Annotated in this window: 22 protein-coding genes; 15 read left to right on the plus strand and 7 right to left on the minus strand. The window is 53.1% G+C overall.

Features of this window, described 5'->3' with window-relative positions; translation table 11 throughout:
- The first annotated feature begins 1 nt into the window (after position 1).
- The 12 genes from murD to mutT all read left to right on the plus strand — a co-directional run bounded on the left by murD (position 2) and on the right by mutT (position 14,395).
- Positions 2-1,318 carry a UDP-N-acetylmuramoyl-L-alanine--D-glutamate ligase gene (murD, locus tag C2U41_RS00795; RefSeq protein WP_016149555.1) on the plus strand — a complete coding sequence of 439 codons (1,317 nt, stop codon included), beginning with the start codon at positions 2-4 and terminating at the stop codon, positions 1,316-1,318.
- Positions 1,318-2,562, plus strand: a complete 1,245-nt coding sequence (ftsW, locus tag C2U41_RS00800; protein ID WP_003018770.1) for a cell division protein FtsW — start codon at positions 1,318-1,320, stop codon at positions 2,560-2,562. Before murD ends, ftsW begins: the two co-directional genes overlap by 1 nt.
- Positions 2,559-3,626, plus strand: coding sequence for an undecaprenyldiphospho-muramoylpentapeptide beta-N-acetylglucosaminyltransferase (gene murG, locus C2U41_RS00805; RefSeq protein WP_032937534.1), 1,068 nt, complete (start codon positions 2,559-2,561; stop codon positions 3,624-3,626). Before ftsW ends, murG begins: the two co-directional genes overlap by 4 nt.
- A 51-nt stretch (positions 3,627-3,677) precedes the next feature.
- Entirely contained in the window at positions 3,678-5,153 is a 1,476-nt protein-coding gene (gene murC / locus C2U41_RS00810; RefSeq protein ID WP_003018763.1) for a UDP-N-acetylmuramate--L-alanine ligase, read from the plus strand.
- Positions 5,146-6,066, plus strand: coding sequence for a D-alanine--D-alanine ligase (locus C2U41_RS00815; protein ID WP_032937536.1), 921 nt, complete (start codon positions 5,146-5,148; stop codon positions 6,064-6,066). Before murC ends, C2U41_RS00815 begins: the two co-directional genes overlap by 8 nt.
- A 1-nt stretch (position 6,067) precedes the next feature.
- Positions 6,068-6,901 (plus strand): cell division protein FtsQ, encoded by an 834-nt coding sequence (ftsQ, locus tag C2U41_RS00820; protein ID WP_003018758.1) that lies wholly within the window; start codon positions 6,068-6,070, stop codon positions 6,899-6,901.
- Entirely contained in the window at positions 6,898-8,160 is a 1,263-nt protein-coding gene (gene ftsA, locus C2U41_RS00825) for a cell division protein FtsA (protein WP_003018755.1), read from the plus strand. The genes ftsQ and ftsA overlap by 4 nt, the downstream gene beginning before the upstream one ends.
- 62 nt (positions 8,161-8,222) lie before the next feature.
- Entirely contained in the window at positions 8,223-9,374 is a 1,152-nt protein-coding gene (gene ftsZ / locus C2U41_RS00830) for a cell division protein FtsZ (RefSeq protein ID WP_003018753.1), read from the plus strand.
- A gap of 100 nt (positions 9,375-9,474) precedes the next feature.
- Positions 9,475-10,392, plus strand: coding sequence for a UDP-3-O-acyl-N-acetylglucosamine deacetylase (gene lpxC / locus C2U41_RS00835; protein ID WP_003018750.1), 918 nt, complete (start codon positions 9,475-9,477; stop codon positions 10,390-10,392).
- A 284-nt stretch (positions 10,393-10,676) separates the two neighbouring features.
- Complete coding sequence (gene secM / locus C2U41_RS00840) at positions 10,677-11,183, plus strand: secA translation cis-regulator SecM (RefSeq protein WP_003018748.1); 507 nt, start codon at positions 10,677-10,679, stop codon at positions 11,181-11,183.
- Between the two features lie 60 nt (positions 11,184-11,243).
- Complete coding sequence (gene secA / locus C2U41_RS00845) at positions 11,244-13,949, plus strand: preprotein translocase subunit SecA (RefSeq protein ID WP_003018746.1); 2,706 nt, start codon at positions 11,244-11,246, stop codon at positions 13,947-13,949.
- 56 nt (positions 13,950-14,005) lie between these two features.
- Positions 14,006-14,395, plus strand: a complete 390-nt coding sequence (mutT, locus tag C2U41_RS00850) for an 8-oxo-dGTP diphosphatase MutT (RefSeq protein ID WP_032950785.1) — start codon at positions 14,006-14,008, stop codon at positions 14,393-14,395.
- An 88-nt stretch (positions 14,396-14,483) separates the two neighbouring features.
- Here the strand turns inward: mutT and yacG are convergent, their stop codons facing one another.
- From yacG to coaE, 3 genes are read right to left on the minus strand one after another with little or no spacing between them, the layout of a single operon-like run.
- Complete coding sequence (gene yacG / locus C2U41_RS00855; protein ID WP_003018740.1) at positions 14,484-14,678, minus strand: DNA gyrase inhibitor YacG; 195 nt, start codon at positions 14,676-14,678, stop codon at positions 14,484-14,486.
- A gap of 9 nt (positions 14,679-14,687) precedes the next feature.
- Complete coding sequence (gene zapD, locus C2U41_RS00860; protein ID WP_003837445.1) at positions 14,688-15,431, minus strand: cell division protein ZapD; 744 nt, start codon at positions 15,429-15,431, stop codon at positions 14,688-14,690.
- The gene (gene coaE / locus C2U41_RS00865; RefSeq protein ID WP_016149556.1) at positions 15,431-16,051 is read right to left on the minus strand and encodes a dephospho-CoA kinase; all 621 of its coding nucleotides are present in this window, start codon (positions 16,049-16,051) and stop codon (positions 15,431-15,433) included. Before coaE ends, zapD begins: the two co-directional genes overlap by 1 nt.
- A gap of 225 nt (positions 16,052-16,276) precedes the next feature.
- Between coaE and C2U41_RS00870 the strand changes: the two genes are divergently transcribed.
- Positions 16,277-17,320: a GMP reductase gene (locus tag C2U41_RS00870; protein ID WP_103848355.1), complete on the plus strand. Its 1,044-nt coding sequence runs from the start codon at positions 16,277-16,279 to the stop codon at positions 17,318-17,320.
- 56 nt (positions 17,321-17,376) lie between these two features.
- Here the strand turns inward: C2U41_RS00870 and hofC are convergent, their stop codons facing one another.
- From hofC to nadC, 4 genes are all read right to left on the minus strand, one after another.
- Complete coding sequence (hofC, locus tag C2U41_RS00875) at positions 17,377-18,579, minus strand: protein transport protein HofC (RefSeq protein ID WP_032948529.1); 1,203 nt, start codon at positions 18,577-18,579, stop codon at positions 17,377-17,379.
- Positions 18,569-19,951 carry a type II secretion system protein GspE gene (gspE, locus tag C2U41_RS00880; protein ID WP_103848356.1) on the minus strand — a complete coding sequence of 461 codons (1,383 nt, stop codon included), beginning with the start codon at positions 19,949-19,951 and terminating at the stop codon, positions 18,569-18,571. The genes hofC and gspE overlap by 11 nt, the downstream gene beginning before the upstream one ends.
- Positions 19,952-19,960: 9 nt before the next feature.
- Complete coding sequence (ppdD, locus tag C2U41_RS00885) at positions 19,961-20,398, minus strand: prepilin peptidase-dependent pilin (protein WP_003018724.1); 438 nt, start codon at positions 20,396-20,398, stop codon at positions 19,961-19,963.
- Positions 20,399-20,641: 243 nt separating this feature from the next.
- Entirely contained in the window at positions 20,642-21,535 is an 894-nt protein-coding gene (gene nadC / locus C2U41_RS00895) for a carboxylating nicotinate-nucleotide diphosphorylase (protein WP_003837454.1), read from the minus strand.
- 87 nt (positions 21,536-21,622) lie between these two features.
- Here nadC and ampD point away from each other — a divergent pair, with 87 nt between their 5' ends.
- Entirely contained in the window at positions 21,623-22,186 is a 564-nt protein-coding gene (gene ampD, locus C2U41_RS00900) for a 1,6-anhydro-N-acetylmuramyl-L-alanine amidase AmpD (protein ID WP_003018719.1), read from the plus strand.
- Entirely contained in the window at positions 22,183-23,037 is an 855-nt protein-coding gene (gene ampE, locus C2U41_RS00905; protein WP_103848357.1) for a beta-lactamase regulator AmpE, read from the plus strand. Before ampD ends, ampE begins: the two co-directional genes overlap by 4 nt.
- The last annotated feature ends 80 nt before the right edge of the window (positions 23,038-23,117 follow it).

Below are 23,117 nucleotides of genomic sequence, written 5' to 3' on the forward strand. Positions count from 1 at the left end.
CATGGCTGATTACCAGGGTAAAAAAGTCGTCATTATCGGTCTGGGGTTGACCGGACTGTCCTGCGTGGATTTCTTCCTGGCGCGTGGCGTGACGCCGCGCGTAATGGATACCCGTGCGACGCCGCCTGGTCTGGATAAATTACCGGAAGCGGTTGAGCGTCATGTTGGCAGCCTGAATGATGACTGGCTGCTGGCCGCCGATCTCATCGTCGCCAGCCCTGGTATTGCCCTGGCGCATCCTTCGCTGAGCGCCGCCGCTGATGCAGGGATTGAAATTGTTGGCGACATTGAGCTGTTTTGTCGCGAAGCACAGGCACCGATCGTCGCGATCACCGGTTCCAACGGGAAAAGTACCGTCACTACGCTGGTCGGCGAGATGGCGAAAGCAGCCGGCGTGAACGTCGGTGTTGGCGGAAATATTGGCCTGCCCGCGTTGATGCTGCTGGATGACGAACGCGAGCTGTATGTACTGGAGCTGTCGAGCTTCCAACTGGAGACAACCTCCAGCTTACAGGCCGTAGCCGCCACCATTTTGAACGTCACCGAAGATCATATGGACAGATATCCGTTTGGCTTGCAGCAGTACCGTGCGGCCAAACTGCGTGTCTATGAGAATGCGAAAGTGTGTGTGGTCAATGCTGATGATGCGCTGACCATGCCGATTCGCGGGGCGGATGAGCGCTGCGTGAGCTTTGGCATCAATATGGGTGACTATCATCTCAATCGTCAGCAGGGTGAAACCTGGCTGCGGGTGAAGGGTGAAAAAGTCCTGAACGTGAAAGAGATGACGCTTACCGGCCAGCATAACTATACCAACGCCCTGGCGGCGCTGGCGCTGGCGGATGCTGCGGGTCTGCCGCGGGCGTCCAGCCTGAAAGCGCTGACTACCTTTACCGGTCTGGCGCATCGTTTCCAGTTGGTACTGAATCATAACGGTGTGCGTTGGATCAACGATTCAAAAGCCACCAACGTCGGCAGCACCGAAGCGGCACTGAATGGTCTGCACGTTGAGGGTACGCTGCACCTGCTGCTGGGCGGTGACGGGAAATCCGCCGACTTTATGCCGCTGCAACGTTACCTGACTGGCGACAACATTCGTCTGTACTGCTTTGGTCGCGATGGCGCACAGCTTGCCGCTCTGCGTCCTGAGGTTGCGGAACACACTGAAACCATGGAGCAGGCAATGCGTCTGCTCGCACCGCGTGTGAAGTCGGGTGATATGGTGCTGCTGTCGCCAGCCTGTGCCAGCCTTGACCAGTTCAAGAACTTTGAGCAACGTGGTGACGTCTTTACCCGTTTGGCGAAGGAGTTGGGTTGATGCGCTTCTCTCTCCCTCGTCTGAAAATGCCGCGCGTACCGGGACTGGGTGTCCTGGCGTGGATCTTCGCGGCACTTAAAGGCTGGGTGATGGCTTCGCGTGATAAAGACGCGGACAGCCTGATCATGTATGACCGCATGCTGCTGTGGCTGACTTTTGGTCTGGCAGCGATCGGTTTTGTGATGGTGACATCGGCATCGATGCCCGTAGGGCAACGCCTGGCAGGCGATCCCTTCCTGTTCGCTAAACGTGACGCGCTGTATATCTTCCTCGCGTTCTGTCTGGCGATGGTGACGCTACGTCTGCCGATGGAGTTCTGGCAAAAGTACAGCACGACGATGCTGATCGCCTCGATCATCATGTTGTTGATCGTTCTGGTGGTGGGGAGCTCCGTTAACGGGGCATCGCGCTGGATCGCGTTGGGTCCACTGCGTATTCAGCCTGCGGAATTCACCAAGCTGTCGCTGTTCTGTTATCTCGCCAACTACCTGGTGCGTAAAGTCGATGAAGTGCGTAACAACCTGCGCGGCTTCTTAAAACCGATGGGTGTGATTCTGGTGCTGGCAATCTTGCTGCTGGCGCAGCCTGACCTTGGTACGGTAGTGGTGCTGTTTGTCACGACGCTGGCGATGCTCTTTCTCGCTGGAGCGAAACTGTGGCAGTTCATTGCCATTATCGGTATGGGGATTTCGGCGGTGGTGCTGCTGATCCTTGCCGAACCGTATCGTATTCGCCGCGTAACCTCCTTCTGGAACCCATGGGAAGATCCGTTTGGCAGCGGCTACCAGTTAACGCAATCGCTGATGGCTTTTGGTCGCGGTGAGATTTGGGGGCAGGGGTTAGGTAATTCGGTGCAAAAACTGGAGTATTTACCGGAAGCGCACACCGACTTCATCTTCGCCATCATTGGGGAAGAGCTGGGTTATATCGGTGTGGTATTGGCACTTTTAATGGTATTCTTCGTCGCTTTTCGCGCGATGTCGATTGGCCGCAAAGCGCTGGAAATTGACCACCGTTTTTCAGGCTTTTTAGCCTGCTCCATCGGGATTTGGTTTAGCTTCCAGGCGCTGGTAAACGTCGGTGCGGCAGCTGGTATGCTGCCAACCAAAGGTCTGACGTTACCGCTGATCAGTTATGGTGGTTCCAGTTTGTTGATTATGTCGACGGCCATCATGTTTTTGTTACGTATTGATTATGAAACGCGTCTGGAAAAAGCCCAGGCGTTTACACGAGGTGCACGATGAGTGGTCAACCGAAGCGGTTAATGGTGATGGCAGGCGGTACCGGCGGGCATGTGTTCCCGGGGCTGGCGGTCGCGCATCATTTAATGGCTCAGGGCTGGCAAGTTCGTTGGCTGGGCACCGCCGATCGTATGGAAGCGGACTTAGTGCCGAAGCATGGCATTGAAATTGACTTTATTCGCATCTCCGGTTTGCGTGGCAAAGGTGTCAACGCTCTGCTTGCCGCCCCCGTGCGTATTTTTAATGCCTGGCGTCAGGCGCGGGCCATCATGAAGCAGTTTAAGCCTGATGTGGTGCTGGGTATGGGCGGCTACGTGTCCGGCCCTGGCGGTCTGGCAGCCTGGTCATTAGGCATTCCGGTTGTACTGCATGAGCAGAATGGCATTGCGGGATTAACCAACAAGTGGCTGGCGAAAATTGCCACTACGGTGATGCAGGCTTTTCCTGGCGCTTTCCCGAATGCGGAAGTGGTGGGTAACCCGGTACGCACCGACGTTCTGGCGCTGCCGTCGCCCGAAGTACGTCTGGCAGGGCGTGAAGGCCCGGTTCGCGTGCTGGTCGTCGGGGGGTCTCAGGGTGCACGCGTATTGAACCAGACGATGCCGCAGGTTGCCGCAGAGCTTGGTGACGCGGTGACTATTTGGCATCAGAGCGGCAAAGGTGCGCAGCAAACCGTTGAACAGGCATATGCTGACGCGGGACAACCACAGCACAAGGTCACTGAGTTTATTGATGATATGGCAGCCGCCTACGCGTGGGCGGATGTCGTAGTTTGTCGCTCAGGTGCGCTGACGGTAAGTGAAATTGCTGCCGCAGGTTTGCCTGCGCTGTTTGTGCCTTTCCAGCACAAAGACCGACAGCAGTACTGGAATGCGCTGCCGCTGGAGAAAGCGGGCGCCGCCAAAATTCTTGAGCAGCCGCAGTTTACTGTGGATGCCGTCGCTAACACCCTTTCCGGGTGGTCGCGAGAAACCTTATTAACCATGGCAGAACGTGCGCGCGCCGCATCCATATCGGATGCCACAGAGCGTGTTGCTAATGAAGTGAGCCGGGCTGCCCGGGCGTAATTGTGGTGATGCCTTTTGCATCGCATGAACTAAGAAGTTAATGGCTAAAGAATGAATACACAACAACTGGCAAAACTGCGTTCCATAGTGCCCGAAATGCGTCGCGTTCGGCACATTCACTTTGTCGGCATCGGTGGTGCTGGTATGGGCGGTATTGCCGAAGTTTTGGCCAACGAAGGTTATCAGATCAGCGGTTCTGACCTGGCGCCGAATCCGGTGACTCAGCAGTTGACGAATCTGGGCGCCACGATTTTCTTCAACCATCGCCCGGAAAACGTGCGTGATGCGAGCGTGGTGGTGGTATCCAGCGCCATTTCTGCGGATAACCCGGAAATTGTTGCGGCGCATGAAGCACGTATTCCGGTGATCCGTCGTGCTGAAATGTTGGCTGAATTAATGCGTTTTCGTCACGGTATCGCCATTGCCGGGACGCACGGTAAAACCACGACCACAGCGATGGTCTCCAGTATCTACGCGGAAGCGGGGCTGGATCCGACGTTTGTCAACGGCGGTCTGGTGAAGGCTGCAGGCGTCCATGCGCGTCTGGGTCATAGCCGTTATTTAATTGCGGAGGCGGATGAGAGCGATGCGTCGTTCCTACATTTGCAGCCGATGGTGGCGATTGTTACCAATATCGAAGCCGATCATATGGATACCTACCATGGCGACTTCGAAAATTTAAAGCAGACGTTTATTAATTTCCTGCATAACTTACCGTTTTATGGTCGTGCGGTGATGTGCGTTGACGATCCGGTGATCCGCGAGTTGTTGCCGCGCGTCGGTCGTCAAACCACAACCTATGGTTTCAGCGATGATGCTGATGTGCGCGTTGAAGATTACCAGCAGATTGGTCCACAAGGGCACTTCACGCTGCTGCGTCAGGGGATGGCCGATTTACGTGTGACATTGAACGCACCGGGCCGTCACAATGCGCTGAACGCGGCGGCGGCGGTGGCAGTTGCAACAGAAGAAGGCATTGAAGACGACGCAATTCTGCGCGCGCTGGAAAGTTTCCAGGGCACCGGACGCCGTTTTGACTTCCTCGGCGAATTTCCGCTTGAGCCGGTAAACGGTAAAGCCGGGACGGCGATGCTGGTTGATGATTATGGCCATCATCCAACGGAAGTGGATGCCACGATTAAAGCTGCACGCGCGGGCTGGCCGGACAAAAATCTGGTAATGCTGTTCCAGCCGCACCGCTTTACGCGTACACGCGATCTGTATGACGACTTTGCCAACGTGCTGACTCAGGTCGATGCGCTGTTGATGCTGGATGTATACGCCGCGGGTGAAGCCGCGATTCCGGGGGCTGACAGCCGTTCGCTGTGCCGTACGATCCGTGGTCGCGGTAAGATCGACCCGATTCTGGTATCCGATCCGGCTCAGGTGGCAGACATGCTGGCGCCGGTATTAACCGGCAATGATCTGATTTTGGTGCAGGGCGCTGGAAATATCGGCAAAATCGCACGTTCCTTAGCTGAAATCAAACTGAAGCCGCAAAACCCGGAGGAAGAACAACATGGCTGATAAAATCGCGGTCCTGTTAGGAGGAACCTCCACAGAGCGTGAAGTTTCGCTGAATTCCGGCGCGGCCGTACTGGCAGGGTTACGCGAAGGTGGTGTCGATGCCCATCCGGTTGACCCTAAAGATATTGATGTCACTCTTCTGAAATCTATGGGTTTTCAGAAGGTGTTTATTGCGCTGCACGGTCGTGGCGGGGAAGATGGCACGTTGCAGGGCATGCTGGAGCAAATTGGCCTGCCATATACCGGCAGCGGCGTCATGGCGTCCGCAATTTCGATGGACAAACTGCGCAGCAAGCTGCTGTGGCAGGGCGCAGGTTTACCCGTCGCGCCCTGGGTTGCATTGACCCGCTCTGAGTTCGAAAAAGGTCTTAGCGATGAAGCGGTTACAAAAATCTCTGCGTTAGGTTTGCCGCTGATTGTGAAGCCAAGCCGTGAAGGCTCCAGCGTAGGGATGTCAAAAGTTGAAGAAGAAAATGCTTTGCAGGGTGCATTAGCATTGGCTTTTCAGCATGATGAAGAAGTACTGATCGAAAAATGGCTCAGTGGCCCGGAATTTACAGTTGCGATACTTGGTGAAGAAATTTTACCGTCAATACGTATCCAACCCGCGGGAACCTTCTATGATTATGAGGCGAAGTATCTCTCTGATGAGACACAATATTTCTGCCCTGCAGGTCTGGAAGCTGAACAAGAGGCCCGTTTGCAGGAATTAGTCCTGAAAGCATGGACCGCATTGGGCTGTAAAGGTTGGGGTCGCATTGACGTCATGCTGGACAGCGATGGCCAGTTTTATCTGCTGGAAGCGAATACCTCTCCGGGTATGACCAGCCACAGCCTGGTGCCGATGGCGGCACGTCAGGCTGGCCTGAGCTTCTCGCAGTTGGTGGTAAGAATTCTGGAGTTGGCGGACTGATATGTCGCAGGCTGCGCTGAACACGCGAAACGGTGATGAAGAAGAAGTAAACTCCTCACGCCGCAATAATGGAACGCGTCTTGCAGGAATACTGTTCCTGCTGACAGTGCTGTGCACCGTGTTTGTCAGCGGCTGGGTAGTGTTGGGGTGGATGGAAGATGCGCAGCGGTTGCCATTGTCAAAGCTGGTGTTAACCGGCGAACGGCATTACACGCGCAATGACGATATTCGTCAGTCCATTCTGGCTCTGGGCGCTCCGGGAACCTTTATGACTCAGGATGTGAACATCATTCAGAGTCAAATTGAACGTCTCCCCTGGATTAAACAGGCGAGCGTCAGAAAGCAATGGCCCGATGAATTGAAGATTCATCTGGTTGAATATGTGCCCATTGCGCGTTGGAATGACCAGCATATGGTGGATGCCGAAGGCAATACGTTCAGCGTCCCAACCGGTCGGGCCAATAAGCAGGTATTACCTATGTTGTACGGACCGGAAGGCAGCGCAAGTGAAGTGTTGCAAGGGTTCCGTGATATGGGGCAGGTGCTGGCTAAGGATAGATTCACCCTGAAGGAAGCGGCGATGACCGCTCGTCGTTCCTGGCAGTTGACGCTGAATAACGATATTAAGCTCAATCTGGGCAGGGGCGATACGATAAAACGTTTGGCTCGCTTTGTGGAACTCTACCCGGTTTTACAGCAGCAGGCGCAAACCGATGGCAAACGGATTAGCTACGTTGATTTGCGTTATGACTCAGGAGCGGCAGTAGGCTGGGTTCCCTTGCCTCCTGAGGAATCTAATCAGCAACAGAATCAGGCACAGGCAGAACAACAATGATCAAGGCGACGGACAGAAAACTGGTAGTTGGACTGGAGATTGGCACCGCGAAGGTAGCCGCTTTAGTAGGGGAAGTTCTGCCCGACGGTATGGTCAATATCATTGGCGTGGGCAGTTGCCCATCGCGAGGTATGGATAAAGGCGGGGTGAATGACCTTGAGTCAGTGGTGAAGTGCGTACAGCGCGCCATTGACCAGGCTGAACTGATGGCAGATTGCCAGATTTCCTCGGTGTATCTGGCACTTTCCGGTAAACATATTAGCTGTCAAAATGAAATTGGTATGGTGCCCATTTCCGAAGAGGAAGTGACGCAGGAAGATGTGGAAAACGTGGTACATACGGCAAAATCCGTACGCGTTCGCGATGAACATCGTGTTCTGCACGTTATTCCGCAGGAATACGCCATTGACTACCAGGAAGGCATTAAAAATCCGGTAGGTCTTTCCGGCGTACGTATGCAGGCAAAAGTCCACCTTATTACCTGCCACAACGACATGGCGAAGAACATTGTCAAAGCTGTTGAACGTTGTGGTCTGAAAGTTGACCAACTGATTTTTGCCGGGTTGGCAGCCAGTTATTCCGTGTTGACGGAAGATGAACGTGAGCTGGGTGTCTGCGTGGTTGATATTGGTGGTGGTACAATGGACATCGCCGTTTATACTGGCGGGGCGTTGCGCCACACTAAAGTTATCCCTTATGCAGGGAATGTAGTGACCAGTGATATCGCGTATGCCTTTGGTACGCCGCCGAGCGATGCTGAAGCCATTAAAGTGCGCCATGGCTGTGCGCTGGGGTCCATCGTGGGTAAAGACGAAAGCGTTGAAGTGCCAAGCGTAGGTGGTCGTCCACCGCGTAGCCTGCAACGTCAGACCCTGGCAGAAGTCATTGAGCCGCGTTATACCGAGCTGCTCAACCTGGTCAACGAAGAAATTTTGCAATTACAAGAACAGCTTCGCCAGCAGGGTGTGAAACATCATCTGGCGGCGGGGATTGTGTTAACCGGTGGTGCTGCGCAAATTGAAGGTCTTGCGGCCTGCGCACAGCGCGTGTTCCATACGCAAGTACGTATTGGCGCGCCGCTGAATATCACTGGTCTGACGGATTATGCTCAGGAGCCGTATTATTCAACGGCAGTGGGGCTGCTTCACTACGGAAAAGAATCCCATTTGAGTGGTGAGGCTGAAGTAGAAAAACGCGTAACGGCATCAGTTGGCTCGTGGATCAAACGACTCAATAGCTGGCTGCGAAAAGAGTTTTAATTTTTAAAGAGACTAACGCACATTAACGGTCTCAGGCGACAGGCACAACGGAGAGAGAAACTATGTTTGAACCTATGGAACTTACCAATGACGCGGTGATTAAAGTCATCGGCGTCGGCGGCGGTGGCGGTAATGCCGTTGAACACATGGTGCGCGAGCGCATCGAAGGTGTTGAATTCTTCGCGGTGAATACCGACGCTCAGGCGTTGCGTAAAACGGCGGTTGGACAGACCATTCAGATTGGTAGCGGCATCACCAAAGGTCTGGGCGCGGGTGCGAACCCGGAAGTCGGCCGTAATGCGGCAGACGAAGATCGTGAAGCTCTGCGTGCAGCGCTTGACGGGGCAGACATGGTGTTTATCGCAGCAGGCATGGGCGGCGGTACCGGTACCGGTGCAGCGCCAGTGGTTGCTGAAGTAGCAAAAGATTTAGGTATTCTGACCGTTGCTGTCGTGACTAAGCCTTTCAACTTTGAAGGCAAGAAGCGTATGGCATTCGCGGAGCAGGGTATCACCGAGCTGTCCAAACATGTGGACTCTCTAATTACTATTCCGAATGACAAACTGCTGAAAGTACTGGGTCGCGGTATCTCCCTGCTGGATGCGTTTGGCGCAGCTAACGACGTGCTGAAAGGCGCGGTTCAGGGTATCGCTGAACTGATTACTCGTCCGGGCCTGATGAACGTCGACTTTGCAGACGTGCGCACCGTGATGTCCGAAATGGGCTACGCGATGATGGGCTCCGGCGTGGCAAGCGGTGAAGACCGTGCAGAAGAAGCGGCTGAAATGGCTATCTCTTCTCCGCTGCTGGAAGACATCGATCTGTCCGGCGCACGCGGTGTGCTGGTCAACATTACTGCGGGCTTCGACCTGCGTCTGGATGAGTTCGAAACCGTGGGTAACACCATCCGTGCCTTTGCATCGGATAACGCGACCGTGGTAATCGGTACCTCTCTGGACCCGGATATGAACGACGAACTGCGTGTGACCGTTGTTGCGACTGGAATTGGTATGGACAAGCGTCCTGAAATCACTCTGGTAACCAACAAGCAGGTACAGCAGCCGGTAATGGATCGTTACCAGCAACACGGCATGGCGCCGTTGACGCAAGAACAGAAGCCGGTAGCGAAAGTGGTTAACGACAATACGCCGCAAACCACTAAAGAGCCGGATTATCTGGATATCCCTGCATTCCTGCGTAAGCAAGCTGATTAAGAATTAGCTGGAATTTGGGAATCTGCGCTCTTTGTGCTAAACTGGCCCGCCGAATGTATAGTACACTTCGGTTGGATAGTTAATTTGGCGAGATTATACGATGATCAAACAAAGGACACTTAAACGTATCGTTCAGGCGACTGGCGTCGGTTTACATACCGGCAAAAAAGTCACGCTGACGCTACGCCCTGCGCCGGCCAACACCGGGGTCATCTATCGTCGCACCGACTTGAATCCTCCGGTAGATTTCCCGGCCGATGCCAAATCTGTGCGTGATACCATGCTCTGTACGTGTCTGGTCAATGAGCATGATGTACGGATTTCAACCGTAGAGCACCTGAATGCTGCTCTGGCGGGCTTAGGTATCGATAACATTGTTATTGAGGTTAACGCCCCGGAAATCCCGATCATGGATGGTAGTGCTGCTCCATTCGTATACCTGCTGCTCGATGCGGGTATTGAAGAACTGAACAGCGCTAAGAAATTTGTTCGCATCAAAGAGACCGTTCGTGTCGAAGATGGCGATAAGTGGGCTGAATTCAAACCGTTTAATGGTTTCTCGTTGGATTTTACCATCGACTTTAACCATCCAGCGATTGATGCCAGCACGCAGCGCTACGCGATGAACTTCTCTGCAGATGCGTTCATGCGTCAGATCAGCCGTGCGCGTACTTTCGGCTTCATGCGTGATATCGAATATCTGCAGTCCCGTGGCCTGGCCTTGGGCGGCAGCTTCGATTGTGCCATCGTTGTTGACGATTATCGCGTATTGAACGAAGACGGTCTGCGTTTTGAAGACGAATTCGTTCGTCATAAAATGCTCGACGCGATTGGTGACTTGTTCATGTGTGGTCACAACATTATTGGTGCATTCACCGCGTATAAATCCGGTCATGCATTGAATAACAAACTGTTGCAGGCGGTCCTGGCAAAACAGGAAGCCTGGGAATATGTGACCTTCCAGGACGATGCAGAACTGCCTCTGGCGTTCAAAGCACCTTCGACCGTACTGGCATAACGACATACACTGTCGTATAAATTCGACTGGTAAATCTGGCACTCTCTCCGGCCAGGTGAGCCAGTCGTTTTTTTATGTACTCATTAGCGCAGCATTTTCCAACGCAAATATTTCCCTGTCACTAGGTTAAAATAGTGTGCGATCGCTGCTTTCTTGAGCATATTTACCCATGGCCGGTTGTCATTACTGCTGTGGAGCGTACGCTTTAATGATAAGATTCGTGCGCAAAAAAAAATGTTTTGCATTCGTAACCCCAAACGCAGGGTATATCAGGTGGCAAAAACGTGAGTGGAATACTGACGCGTTGGCGACAGTTAGGCAGACGGTACTTCTGGCCGCATCTCCTGTTGGGGATGGTCGCGGCGAGTTTTGGCCTGCCCGCGCTCGGTAATGCTGCTGAACCCAATACCCCCGCGAAGGCGACCGCCAGCAATCACGATCAATCCGCTAAAGTTAACTTTAGCCAGCTTGCTTTGCTGGAAGCGACTAATCGCCGCCCAAATTTTACCGTCGATTACTGGCATCAACATGCCATTCGTACGGTTATCCGCCATCTTTCTTTTGCCATGGCGCCTCAGGCGTTGCCTGTTGCCGAAGAGCCGTTGCCAATCCAGGCGCACCATCTTGCGTTACTGAATACGCTCAGCGCGATGCTGACGCAAGAAGGCACTCCGCCCGCGACAGTAAGTCGCGTGACATACGCCCACTTTACTTCTCAGGCCGCATTTAGCGTTCCGGTCTGGATCAGCCAGCTGCAGGGTATCCGCGCTGGTCCTCAACGCCTCAGCTAAAAAAGAACCTTCCAACTTATAATTTTTGACTCCGCATCGCGGGGCGTTTGAGATTTTATTATGCTAATCAAATTATTAACCAAAGTATTCGGTAGCCGTAACGAGCGTACGCTGCGTCGTATGCGTAAAGTGGTCAATGTCATCAACGCAATGGAACCGGAGATGGAAAAACTCTCCGATGATGAACTGAAAGCGAAGACCGCTGAATTCCGCGCCCGTCTGGAAAAAGGTGCCAGCGTTGAGAGCCTGATCCCGGAAGCGTTCGCAGTGGTGCGTGAAGCGAGTAAACGCGTGTTCGGTATGCGCCACTTCGACGTTCAGCTGCTGGGCGGTATGGTGCTTAACGATCGCTGCATCGCGGAAATGCGTACTGGTGAAGGTAAAACCCTGACCGCGACGCTGCCAGCCTACCTGAACGCATTAAGCGGGAAGGGCGTACACGTGGTTACCGTGAACGACTACCTGGCTCAGCGTGATGCCGAAAATAACCGCCCGCTGTTTGAATTCCTCGGCATGACCGTTGGTATCAACATGTCTGGCCTGCCAGCGCCAGCCAAGCGTGAAGCCTACAACGCCGATATTACTTACGGTACCAACAACGAATACGGCTTTGACTACCTGCGCGACAACATGGCGTTTAGTCCGGAAGAGCGTGTTCAACGTAAACTGCACTATGCGCTGGTCGATGAAGTTGACTCCATCCTGATCGATGAAGCGCGTACGCCGCTGATCATTTCCGGCCCGGCTGAAGACAGCTCGGAAATGTATAAAAAAGTGAACAAAATCATCCCACACCTGATCCGTCAGGAGAAGGAAGATTCCGACACGTTCCAGGGGGAAGGCCACTTCTCTGTTGATGAGAAAGCGCGCCAGGTTAACCTGACCGAACGTGGTCTGGTACTGATTGAAGAGTTGTTGGTTAACGAAGGCATTATGGATGAGGGTGAGTCTCTGTACTCTCCAGGCAACATTATGCTGATGCACCACGTGACTGCCGCACTGCGTGCACACGTGCTGTTTACCCGCGATGTTGACTACATCGTGAAAGACGGCGAAGTTATCATCGTTGATGAACACACCGGCCGTACCATGCAGGGGCGTCGCTGGTCTGATGGTCTGCACCAGGCTGTTGAAGCTAAAGAAGGCGTAGAGATCCAGAACGAGAACCAGACGCTGGCATCTATTACCTTCCAGAACTACTTCCGTTTGTACGAAAAACTGGCCGGTATGACCGGTACAGCAGATACCGAAGCCTTTGAATTTAGCTCCATCTACAAGCTGGATACCGTAGTTGTACCAACTAACCGTCCGATGATCCGTAAGGATTTACCGGATCTGGTGTACATGACCGAAGCGGAAAAAATTCAGGCGATCATTGAAGATATTAAAGAGCGTACCGCAAATGGCCAGCCGGTGCTGGTGGGTACTATCTCCATTGAAAAATCTGAAGTGGTCTCTAACGAGCTGACCAAGGCAGGTATCAAACATAACGTCCTCAACGCCAAGTTCCATGCCAGCGAAGCGGATATCGTCGCACAGGCGGGTTACCCGTCTGCCGTGACAATCGCTACTAACATGGCGGGTCGTGGTACCGATATCGTGCTGGGCGGTAGCTGGCAGGCAGAAGTTGCCGAGCTGGAAAACCCAACTCCGGAACAAATCGCGCAGATCAAAGCCGAGTGGCAGGTTCGCCATGACGCGGTATTAGCTGCTGGTGGTTTGCATATTATCGGTACTGAGCGTCACGAATCTCGTCGTATCGATAACCAGCTGCGTGGTCGTTCTGGTCGTCAGGGGGATGCGGGTTCTTCTCGTTTCTATTTGTCGATGGAAGATGCGCTGATGCGTATTTTTGCCTCTGACCGCGTGTCCGGCATGATGCGTAAACTGGGTATGAAGCCTGGTGAAGCCATTGAACACCCATGGGTGACCAAAGCAATTGCTAACGCGCAGCGTAAAGTGGAAAGCCGCAACTTCGATATTCGTAAGCAGTTGCTGGAATATGATGATGTTGCCAACGACCAGCGTCGTGCTATCTACACCCAGCGTAACGAACTGCTGGACGTAACTGACGTTAGCGAAACCATTAACAGCATTCGCGAAGACGTATTCAAAGCGACGATTGATGCCTATATTCCGCCGCAGTCTCTGGAAGAAATGTGGGATATTCCGGGTCTGCAGGAACGTCTGAAAAACGACTTCGATCTGGATATGCCGATTTCAGAGTGGCTGGATAAAGAACCTGAGCTGCACGAAGAAACGCTGCGCGAACGTATTCTGGCAAACGCAGTAGAAGTTTATCAGCGCAAAGAAGAAGTTGTGGGCGCGGAGATGATGCGTCACTTCGAAAAAGGCGTGATGCTGCAAACGCTCGACTCTTTGTGGAAAGAGCACCTGGCTGCGATGGATTACCTGCGTCAGGGTATCCACCTGCGTGGTTATGCGCAAAAAGATCCGAAGCAGGAATACAAGCGTGAATCCTTCTCTATGTTTGCATCAATGCTGGAATCTCTGAAGTACGAAGTGATCAGCACTCTGAGCAAAGTTCAGGTGCGTATGCCTGAAGAAGTAGAAGCGATGGAGCAGCAGCGTCGCGAAGAAGCTGAGCGTTTAGCGCAGATGCAGCAGTTGAGCCATAAAGGTGATGATTCTGCTGCGGCAGAAGAGCTGGCGGCACAAACTGGCGATCGTAAAGTGGGTCGTAACGATCCGTGTCCTTGCGGTTCCGGCAAGAAATACAAACAGTGTCATGGCCGTCTGAGCTAAGAAAATAACTTATTGAAAAGGCGCAGACTTCTGCGCCTTTTTTATGGACGATGAAAATGAAAATATTGCAGATCGCCGTCGGGATTATTCGTAATCAGCACAATGAAATTTTTATCACCCAGCGTGCGGCTGATGCCCACATGGCCAATAAGCTGGAGTTCCCCGGCGGGAAAATTGAAGCGGGCGAAACGCCGGAGCAGGCGCTGATTCGCGAACTACAGGAAGAAGTAGGGATCACGCCGACTAAAAGTTCATTGTTCGAAAAGTTGGAGTATCAGTTTCCGGACAGGCATATCACTCTGTGGTTCTGGCTGGTTGAAAGCTGGGAAGGCGAGCCGTGGGGAAAAGAGGGGCAACCGGCGCAGTGGATTGCGCAATATGCTCTGAATGCGGAAGATTTCCCGCCGGCGAATGCACCGGTCATTGAAAAGCTGATTACTGGATAATGGTGTTCGTAGGCCGGATAAGGCAACACCGCCATCCGGCAAATTATGGCGGGGGTGCTACGCTTGCCCGCCCTACGTATTAGCACAATTACTTCTGCTCCTCACTCCAGTCGTCGCTTTCCGACAGATCGCCTGAGCTTGGGATGCGTTTCTCTTCTGCAGCCCACTCTCCCAGATCGATTAACTGGCAGCGCTTGCTGCAGAATGGGCGAAACGGACTGACTTCAGCCCATACTACAGGCTTGCCACAGGTTGGGCAGTTGACGATGGTTTGTTCAGACATGTTGACTCCTTAACAGCACGCCAGTTCAAAATCGAGGCGCTCAGGCACCTGACCATTCTCGCTATCCAGCGGCATAAAGCGGATGGCAAAACGGCTCTTATGACCAGAAATTTGCGGATAAAGCTGCGAATCTAGCGGCAGCTGCAAGCGCAGCAGATCTGCATCTTCGCCGTTGTCCTGATAAAAACCATTCAGGCTGGTTTGCTTACGAAACGGCGCTGAGTTGCGAATTAAATCCAGCACCAGCGACAGCGCTTGATTGAGCGGATTCAGGCTGGCAAGCCAGGTTTCAACCTGCGCGTCACGATACGATTGCGCCAGGTGTAACCAGATATGCAGAGTCGGCAGATCGAAACTGCAGCACCCGCCAGGAATACTTAAACGTTGACGTACGAGACCAATCAGACGATCTTCGCGCAGCGTCTGTCCAATACGCGGGGCAGAAATCAGAATGCTGCCTGCACTTTTTAACTGCTGGCGCAAAGAGTCGATTCTGCTTTGATCGACGCCGGGAACTTCGACCCAGGCCTGGAGTTTACGCTGCTGTCGCTCCAGTTCTTTGAGGAGTTCGGTACGGACTTCGCCGCGTTCAAATACATCCAGTAAATCTCCGATATTGCGGAAAAAATGCAGAGCGCCGGCATGGTCAGCAATGGGTAAATTAACGGAGAGCTGTTGGATTAAAAACTCAATGCGCAGCCATGTACGCATCTTCTCATTGAGAGGGTGTTCAAAAAGGACCTGGGTGTGCATTACGGTTTTTCCTGTGAGACAAACTGCGACGCGCATTGCAAATAGAGCGCGTGCAGGCGGGCGACATCCGAGGCGATGGCTTCCGGTGCGCCATTATTATCAATAACATCGTCTGCCACGGCCAGCCGCGCTTCACGCGTTGCCTGGGCAGCAAGAATTTGTTCAACATGCTCACGTGTGACGTCATCACGCTGCATGGTGCGTCTGAGCTGGGTTTCGGGCGTGACATCCACCACGAGTACGCGGTCGGCTTTTTTATACAGCGAATTTTCCACCAGCAAAGGGACAACCCATAACAGGTAAGGTGAGGTCGCTTGCTGAAACTGGCGCTGCGTTTCCTGCTGAATAAGCGGATGGAGCAGGGCATTCAGCCAGCTTTTCTCCTCTGGGGCGGAAAAAATGCGTTCGCGTAAAATGCGCCGCTGCAACGATCCGTCTGCGGCGATAACCTCGGAACCAAAATGTTCTTCGATCGCCTTAAGAGCAAGTGTGCCGGGTTCAACCACCTGGCGCGCAATAATATCTGCATCAATGATGTTTATTCCGAGGTCAGCGAACGCATTTGCAACGGTGCTTTTACCACTGCCAATGCCGCCGGTTAAGGCTACCGTATACCTCATAGATGCCGATCCTGGAGTTTAAGTTTGATTATCAAACAGTTAAAAGTTAAGCGTGCGAAGGCGAGGCTGCTGCAGGATTAACCTACTATTCGCCAGGTAAATTTATGGGATTGTAGCGTAAAAAAAGAGAATTTCGCAGTCTTGCGCGGCATTGATTAGTGCGTATGATAGCGTCACTGGAGTTGTGAGTTTCGATTTTTCGCCATTAACCCCAGGAATCCGCACATGCGTATCGAAGAAGATCTGAAGTTAGGTTTCAAAGACGTTCTTATCCGCCCTAAGCGTTCTACTCTTAAAAGCCGTTCCGATGTTGAGCTGGAACGTCAATTTACCTTTAAGCATTCAGGTCAGACCTGGTCCGGCGTACCTATTATTGCCGCGAACATGGACACTGTCGGGACGTTTGCCATGGCAACGGCGCTGGCATCCTTCGACATCCTGACCGCTGTGCACAAACACTATTCTGTTGAAGACTGGGCCGCCTTCATCGCAGAGAGCTCTGCCGATGTACTCAAACACGTAATGGTTTCAACTGGCACGTCTGACGCAGACTTCGAAAAAACCAAACAGATTTTGGCGCTCAACCCAGCGCTGAATTTTATCTGCATTGATGTGGCAAATGGCTACTCAGAGCATTTTGTTCAGTTTGTGTCGAAAGCGCGTGAAGCATGGCCGACAAAAACGATTTGTGCGGGCAATGTGGTCACCGGTGAAATGTGTGAAGAGCTGGTGCTCTCCGGTGCTGATATTGTCAAAGTAGGTATTGGCCCGGGTTCTGTATGCACCACGCGTGTAAAAACCGGCGTTGGCTATCCACAGCTTTCTGCGGTTATTGAATGTGCGGATGCAGCCCACGGTCTGGGCGGCATGATTGTCAGCGACGGCGGCTGCACAATGCCGGGTGACGTTGCAAAAGCGTTTGGCGGCGGCGCAGACTTCGTTATGCTCGGCGGTATGTTTGCCGGTCACGAAGAAAGCGGCGGCAAAATTGTTGAAGAAAACGGTGAGAAATTCATGCTTTTCTACGGTATGAGCTCAGAATCTGCCATGACGCGTCACGTTGGTGGTGTTGCACAGTACCGCGCTGCAGAAGGTAAAACCGTCAAGCTGCCACTGCGCGGCCCGGTTGATAATACCGCTCGCGATATTCTCGGCGGTTTGCGTTCTGCTTGCACCTATGTAGGCGCATCCCGTCTGAAAGAGCTGACCAAACGTACAACGTTTATTCGTGTACAGGAACAAGAGAACCGCGTATTCAATAGCCTGTAAAACAGGTCGTTCTGTGAAATGCCGGATGGCGTTACGTCGCCATCCGGCATTTGAATTTATCCCACTCCGCTCATCGCATCTCCCAAATGGAAAATCGGTAAATACATCGCGACAACCAGCGTACCGATGATAAGCCCCGTGATGACCAGCAACGCAGGCTCAAGTAATGCAGCCAAATTCTCAGCTTGAGCCAGGGTTTTCTCACCATGGTGATGCGCGAGATTGCGCAGCATTGCATCCAGCGAGCCGGAAGCTTCACCAGTTCGGACCAGCTGTATGCACAATGGGCTGAATTCACCGCTATTTTTAAGCGCTAACCAGACCGGCTTTCCGGCGCTAATGTCGTGCTGAACCAGCGCTAAACGCTGCGACCAGAAAGGGTTAGCCAGCGTTTCGGTAACGCTCTCAAGACCCTGCAAAAAGGGAATGCCCGCATTTTGCGTTAACGCCAGAACGGTGAAGATCTGCGTGAGCTTTTGCCCTCTCACCATCGGCCCTATGACCGGGAGGCTGAGCAGCAATTTCTGGCGCAGAACGAGCCAGTACGGTTTCTGATTTATCAAATGATGTGCCGCAACCGCTACCAGGCCAAGTGCTACCGCCAGCCATCCCCATTGGCTGCTATAGTGTGCGATGGTAATAATCCACTGAGTGAGGGCCGGTAGCGGGGTGTTGAATGTCTGGTAGATGGCGGCAAACTCAGGGAGTACAAACTGCAACATCGCAAATACGACCAACACCGCCATTGTGATGATGATAAGCGGATAACGCAGGGCTTTTTTAACTTTATCAGCAAGTTGCTGTTGTTTCTTTTGCTGGTAGGCGAGTTCAAAACAGCAGTCGTCCAGCTTACCCGTAAGCTCTCCGGTGCGGATCATTGCCTGGTAAAGGGGCGGAAAAACGTGTTGCCATTGTGATAGTGAGGTGGAGAGGGTAATGCCCTGTTCCATATCGTAAGCCAGCGTACGCAGTAGCGCCTGCCATTGACTGCTGGGATGCTGTTCAGCAAGCAGAGCTAGCCCTGTTGAGAGCGTTAACCCTGCTTTTAGCAATGTCGCCAACTGGTGTATGGTTTCGGCACTTCTTGTACGGCTCCAGTGCGAGGTTTTGACACGCATACGTTTAATGCGTAGCGGCGTAATCTGTTGTTTCTCAAGAGCCAGCATTAATGACGGTCGGGTATCGGCCCATAGTGTACCTTCCAGCGATTTACCTTTGTTGTTAATGCCTTGCCAGCGCCAAAGCTGTTTAGCGGACATGAGGCATGCCCAGTACACGAATCAGCTCTTCAAATGTCGTTAATCCTTGCTCGACGGCCTGACAGCCATTCTCGAAAAGCGTTCTCCCTGATAGCTGAGCATCAGGTTCCACTCCGTCTACGGGGGCGCCACTGGCAATACTCTGACGTAATGCCGGAGTAACAGGGAGTACTTCAAACAATGCCGTACGGCCATAAAATCCGTGATAACAATGTTTGCAGCCAGGGGCCTGCCAATTCGGTAGTGGTGTAGGCCAGACAGCTTTCGGGAGTGTGATAGGCGTACTCTGACGTTGTCGGCAATGGGGGCACAACTTTCTGACCAATCGCTGTGCAATGACGAGCGTCAGCGCGGAGGCGATCATCCAGCGTGCAACCCCCATTTGTTGCAGACGCACCAGCGTTTCACTGGTGGAATTGGTATGCTGCGTAGAAAGAACCAGATGACCGGTTTGTGCGGCTTTAAGGGCTATTTCTGCTGTTTCTCCATCGCGGATTTCACCCACCATGATAATGTCGGGATCCTGACGCAACAGAGCACGTAAGACTCCCTGAAAAGTCAAACCGGCGCGTGGGTGAATTTGCGTCTGGTTGATGCCTGCGATCGGGATCTCTACCGGATCTTCTACGCTACAGAGATTAACATCTGGCGTGTTTCGGGTTTGCAGCGCACTGTACAGTGTGACCGTTTTACCGCTTCCGGTAGGCCCGGTAACCAGAATCAGCCCCTGAGGCTGCTGCAAGGCTTGCGAAAATGCGGCCAGTTGCGCGTCTTGCATTCCCAGTGCGGCGATCTCCAGTGACTGCTCGACCTGATGAAGTAGCCGCAACACGACTTTTTCGCCGTAGCGACAGGGCAGGGTGGCGATGCGAAACGAGATAGGTTCTCCTGAAATCTCAACGGTAAATTGTCCGTCTTGTGGAAGCCGATGCTCGGCAATATCCAGACTGCCCAATACTTTTAACCTTGCGGTGATGGCAATGCCCATCTCGGTCGTGATTTCCGGTAACGCGTGGAGTACTCCATCCACACGTAATCTGATCCGATAGTGATTTTCCGCTGGCTCAAAATGAATATCAGAAGCCCGTTTCTCCAGAGCGGAATGAAACGTCTGATTCAGCAAGTCTGCTGCGCTGGCGCTGCTTTTTGTGACTACTGCAGGGAGCATTTTCTGCGGTGTATGCGTGTGGCCTTCCATTTGCTGACGTGTCCAGCAGACAATGTCGATGCGCCGGGTGGTGGCAAAATGCAGTGCATCCAGCAGTTCGTGTGATGGGGCGTCTACGACGGCGATATGCACCACTTCATTGTCTGCATCCAGTAATATTCCCTGATAACGTTGGCATAGCGCTGTAAGCTGGGTGGTATTCATCTCTGTTCCTTAGTGGGTATCGAAGCGGAAAACATCTTCACAGGCCTGCTGCAATGCGCTGTCGTTCTGGATGATGCAGTTACGGTTCCAACCGGTAATGCCGTTGGCATTGTCCCAAGCCGGCGTCATGGTGATGCTTAACCCGTTCAGGCTTTCCTGCCCACTAAGACTGACAACGCCTTTTTCAATGCTCATGGCTGAGACGTAACGGGTAGTTGTTGGAGTGGGAATACCATTCGTTCCGGCATCGCAGGTATCTGTTCCTCCATGTTCCAGTGCACAGAGCTCAACCGCTGTGCGATAGGGGACAAAGGTTTGCAGCATGTCTGTCAGCGCGGCCTTGCGCAGATAGTTTTGATATGCCGGAATACCGATGGCGCTAAGAATGGCAATAATGCCAATCACCACCATGAGTTCGATAAGCGTAAAGCCTCGTTGCTTGTTCATTGTTCACTCCTTGAGTTTGCTGGCGCTACTTTGGCAAACCGACGGGAGGACGGCGAGAGACAAAAAACAGAATGGGAAGGCGGATTCCGAGGACTTTTACGAAATTACAGAATCAGACAATGTATTTGCTAAGAGGCTCGAAGAAACTGCCGGATGGCGGCGTAAATGCCGTATCCGGCTTACAGAATAAACCTGTGTAGGAGGCCCGATAAGCGAAGCATCATCGGGCAATACAATCAGCAATTAGCGAAAACGCATGGAGAGATCGAGAGCGCGAACATGTTTGGTCAGCGCGCCAACAGAGATGAAATCCACGCCGGTTTCGGCAAATTCGCGCAGCGTTTCATGGGTGACATTGCCCGAGACTTCCAGACGCGCCTGGCCGTTGGTGCGTTTTACCGCTTCGCGCATTTGGTCGGTTTCGAAGTTATCGAGCATGATGATGTCGGCCCCGGCTTTCAGCGCGTCGTCCAGCTCATCCAGGCTTTCTACTTCGACTTCAACCGGCACATCCGGGTGCAACCAGAATGCTTTTTCTACGGCCTGACGTACCGAGCCGGAAGCAATAATGTGGTTTTCTTTAATCAGGAAAGCGTCGGACAGCCCCAAACGATGATTCGCGCCGCCGCCGCACAATACGGCGTATTTTAGCGCGGTACGCAGTCCTGGCAGGGTTTTACGCGTATCCAGCAGTTGGGTCTTGGTCCCAGCTAACAGGTCGACGTATTTACGCACCTCGCTTGCTACACCTGAAAGCGTCTGCACAAAATTAAGCGCGGTACGTTCACCGGTCAGTAACACGCGGGAAGGGCCGTCCAGTTCAAACAGTGGCTGATTAGCCTTAATGCTGTCGCCATCTTCGACATGCCAGGTGATGTTTACATCATCGCCAGCCAGTTGAATAAAGACCTCTTCCACCCAACGTTTCCCACAAAAAACGCCATCTTCGCGGGTAATTACGGTAGCGTGGGAGCGCATGTCTTCGGGTAAAAGCTGTGCGGTGATATCGTTATTGGCATCAACTTCTCCGCCTAAATCTTCACGCAGCGCCTGAGCGACAGCGGCAGGGATATCGAGATTTATGCGTTCCAACAGCGCGTCACGTCGGTAGTCAGGGTTATAGCGGCGAGGCGGCATGATAAAACTCCAAATTGCTAACGAATCATAAGGTGGAAACATGCTACCCTGAACCTGATATGAGCACCACCAATAAGGAGATTCTGCATGTTGTTAGACGAGGGCTGGCTGGCAGAGGCGCGACGCGTTCCCTCTCCGCATTACGATTGCCGCCCGGATGACGAAAACCCTTCTCTGCTGGTGGTGCATAATATCAGCCTGCCGCCCGGCGAGTTTGGCGGCCCGTGGATAGACGCGCTGTTCACTGGCACGATTGATCCCAACGCCCATCCTTATTTTGCCGGAATCGCCCATTTGCGCGTTTCGGCCCATTGTTTAATTCGCCGTGATGGTGAAATCGTGCAGTATGTCCCCTTTGATAAACGCGCCTGGCATGCCGGCGTCTCGAGCTATCAGGGCCGTGAACGCTGTAATGATTTCTCAATTGGTATTGAGCTGGAAGGGACGGATACGCTGGCCTATACCGACGCGCAGTACCAGCAACTGGCAGCCGTGACCAATGCCCTGATTACGCGTTATCCGGCTATTGCTAACAATATGACAGGACATTGCAATATTGCGCCCGAGCGTAAGACCGATCCCGGGCCCTCATTTGACTGGGCAAGGTTTCGCGCCCTGGTCACCCCCTCGTCGCACAAGGAGATGACATGACGCTGTTTACAACATTACTGGTGTTGATTGTTGAACGCCTGTTTAAGCTGGGTGAGCACTGGCAGCTTGATCACCGGGTTGAAGCTTTTTTCCGCCGGATTAAGCATTTCTCGATGATGCGTACGGTAGGCATGACTCTTATTGCGATGGGAGTGACGTTTCTGCTACTGCGCGCACTTCATGGGCTGCTGTTTAACGTTCCGTTGCTGGTGGCGTGGATCTTAATTGGCTTGCTGTGCATCGGCGCAGGCAAGGCGCGCCTTCACTATCACGCTTACCTGAACGCGGCCGCTCGCGATGACGCTCACGCTCGTGAGGCGATGGCCAGCGAGCTGACGCTTATCCATGGTGTTCCGCCGGACTGTGACGAGCGTGAGTTCCTGCGTGAACTGCAGAACGCGCTGTTATGGAACAACTTTCGCTTTTACCTGGCGCCGTTATTCTGGCTGATTGTCGGTGGCCCGTGGGGACCTGTGACGCTGGTTGGTTATGCCTTTTTACGTGCCTGGCAGTCCTGGCTGGCGCGCTATCAGACACCGCACCAGCGTCTGCAATCGGGTATTGATGCGATCCTGCATGTGCTGGACTGGATCCCGGTGCGTCTGGCGGGCGTGGTCTATGCGCTGCTGGGACACGGCGAGAAGGCGTTGCCAGCCTGGTTTACGTCGCTTGCTGATCTGCATACTTCGCAATATCAGGTGCTTACGCGTCTGGCGCAGTTCTCGCTGGCGCGCGAACCTCATACCGATAAAGTCGAAACGCCAAAAGCGGCTGTTTCGATGGCGAAGAAGACCTCATTTGTGGTGGTGGTGATTATTGCGTTGCTGACCATTTATGGGGCATTAGTATAGCGTTGTGCCGGATGGCGCTAACGCTTATCCGGCCTACAATGGAAAAACGTGTAGGCCCGGTAAGCGTTAGCGCCACCGGG

It is taken from the genome of Citrobacter freundii complex sp. CFNIH4, from assembly GCF_002934505.1.
Taxonomy (GTDB): Bacteria; Pseudomonadota; Gammaproteobacteria; order Enterobacterales; family Enterobacteriaceae; genus Citrobacter; species Citrobacter freundii.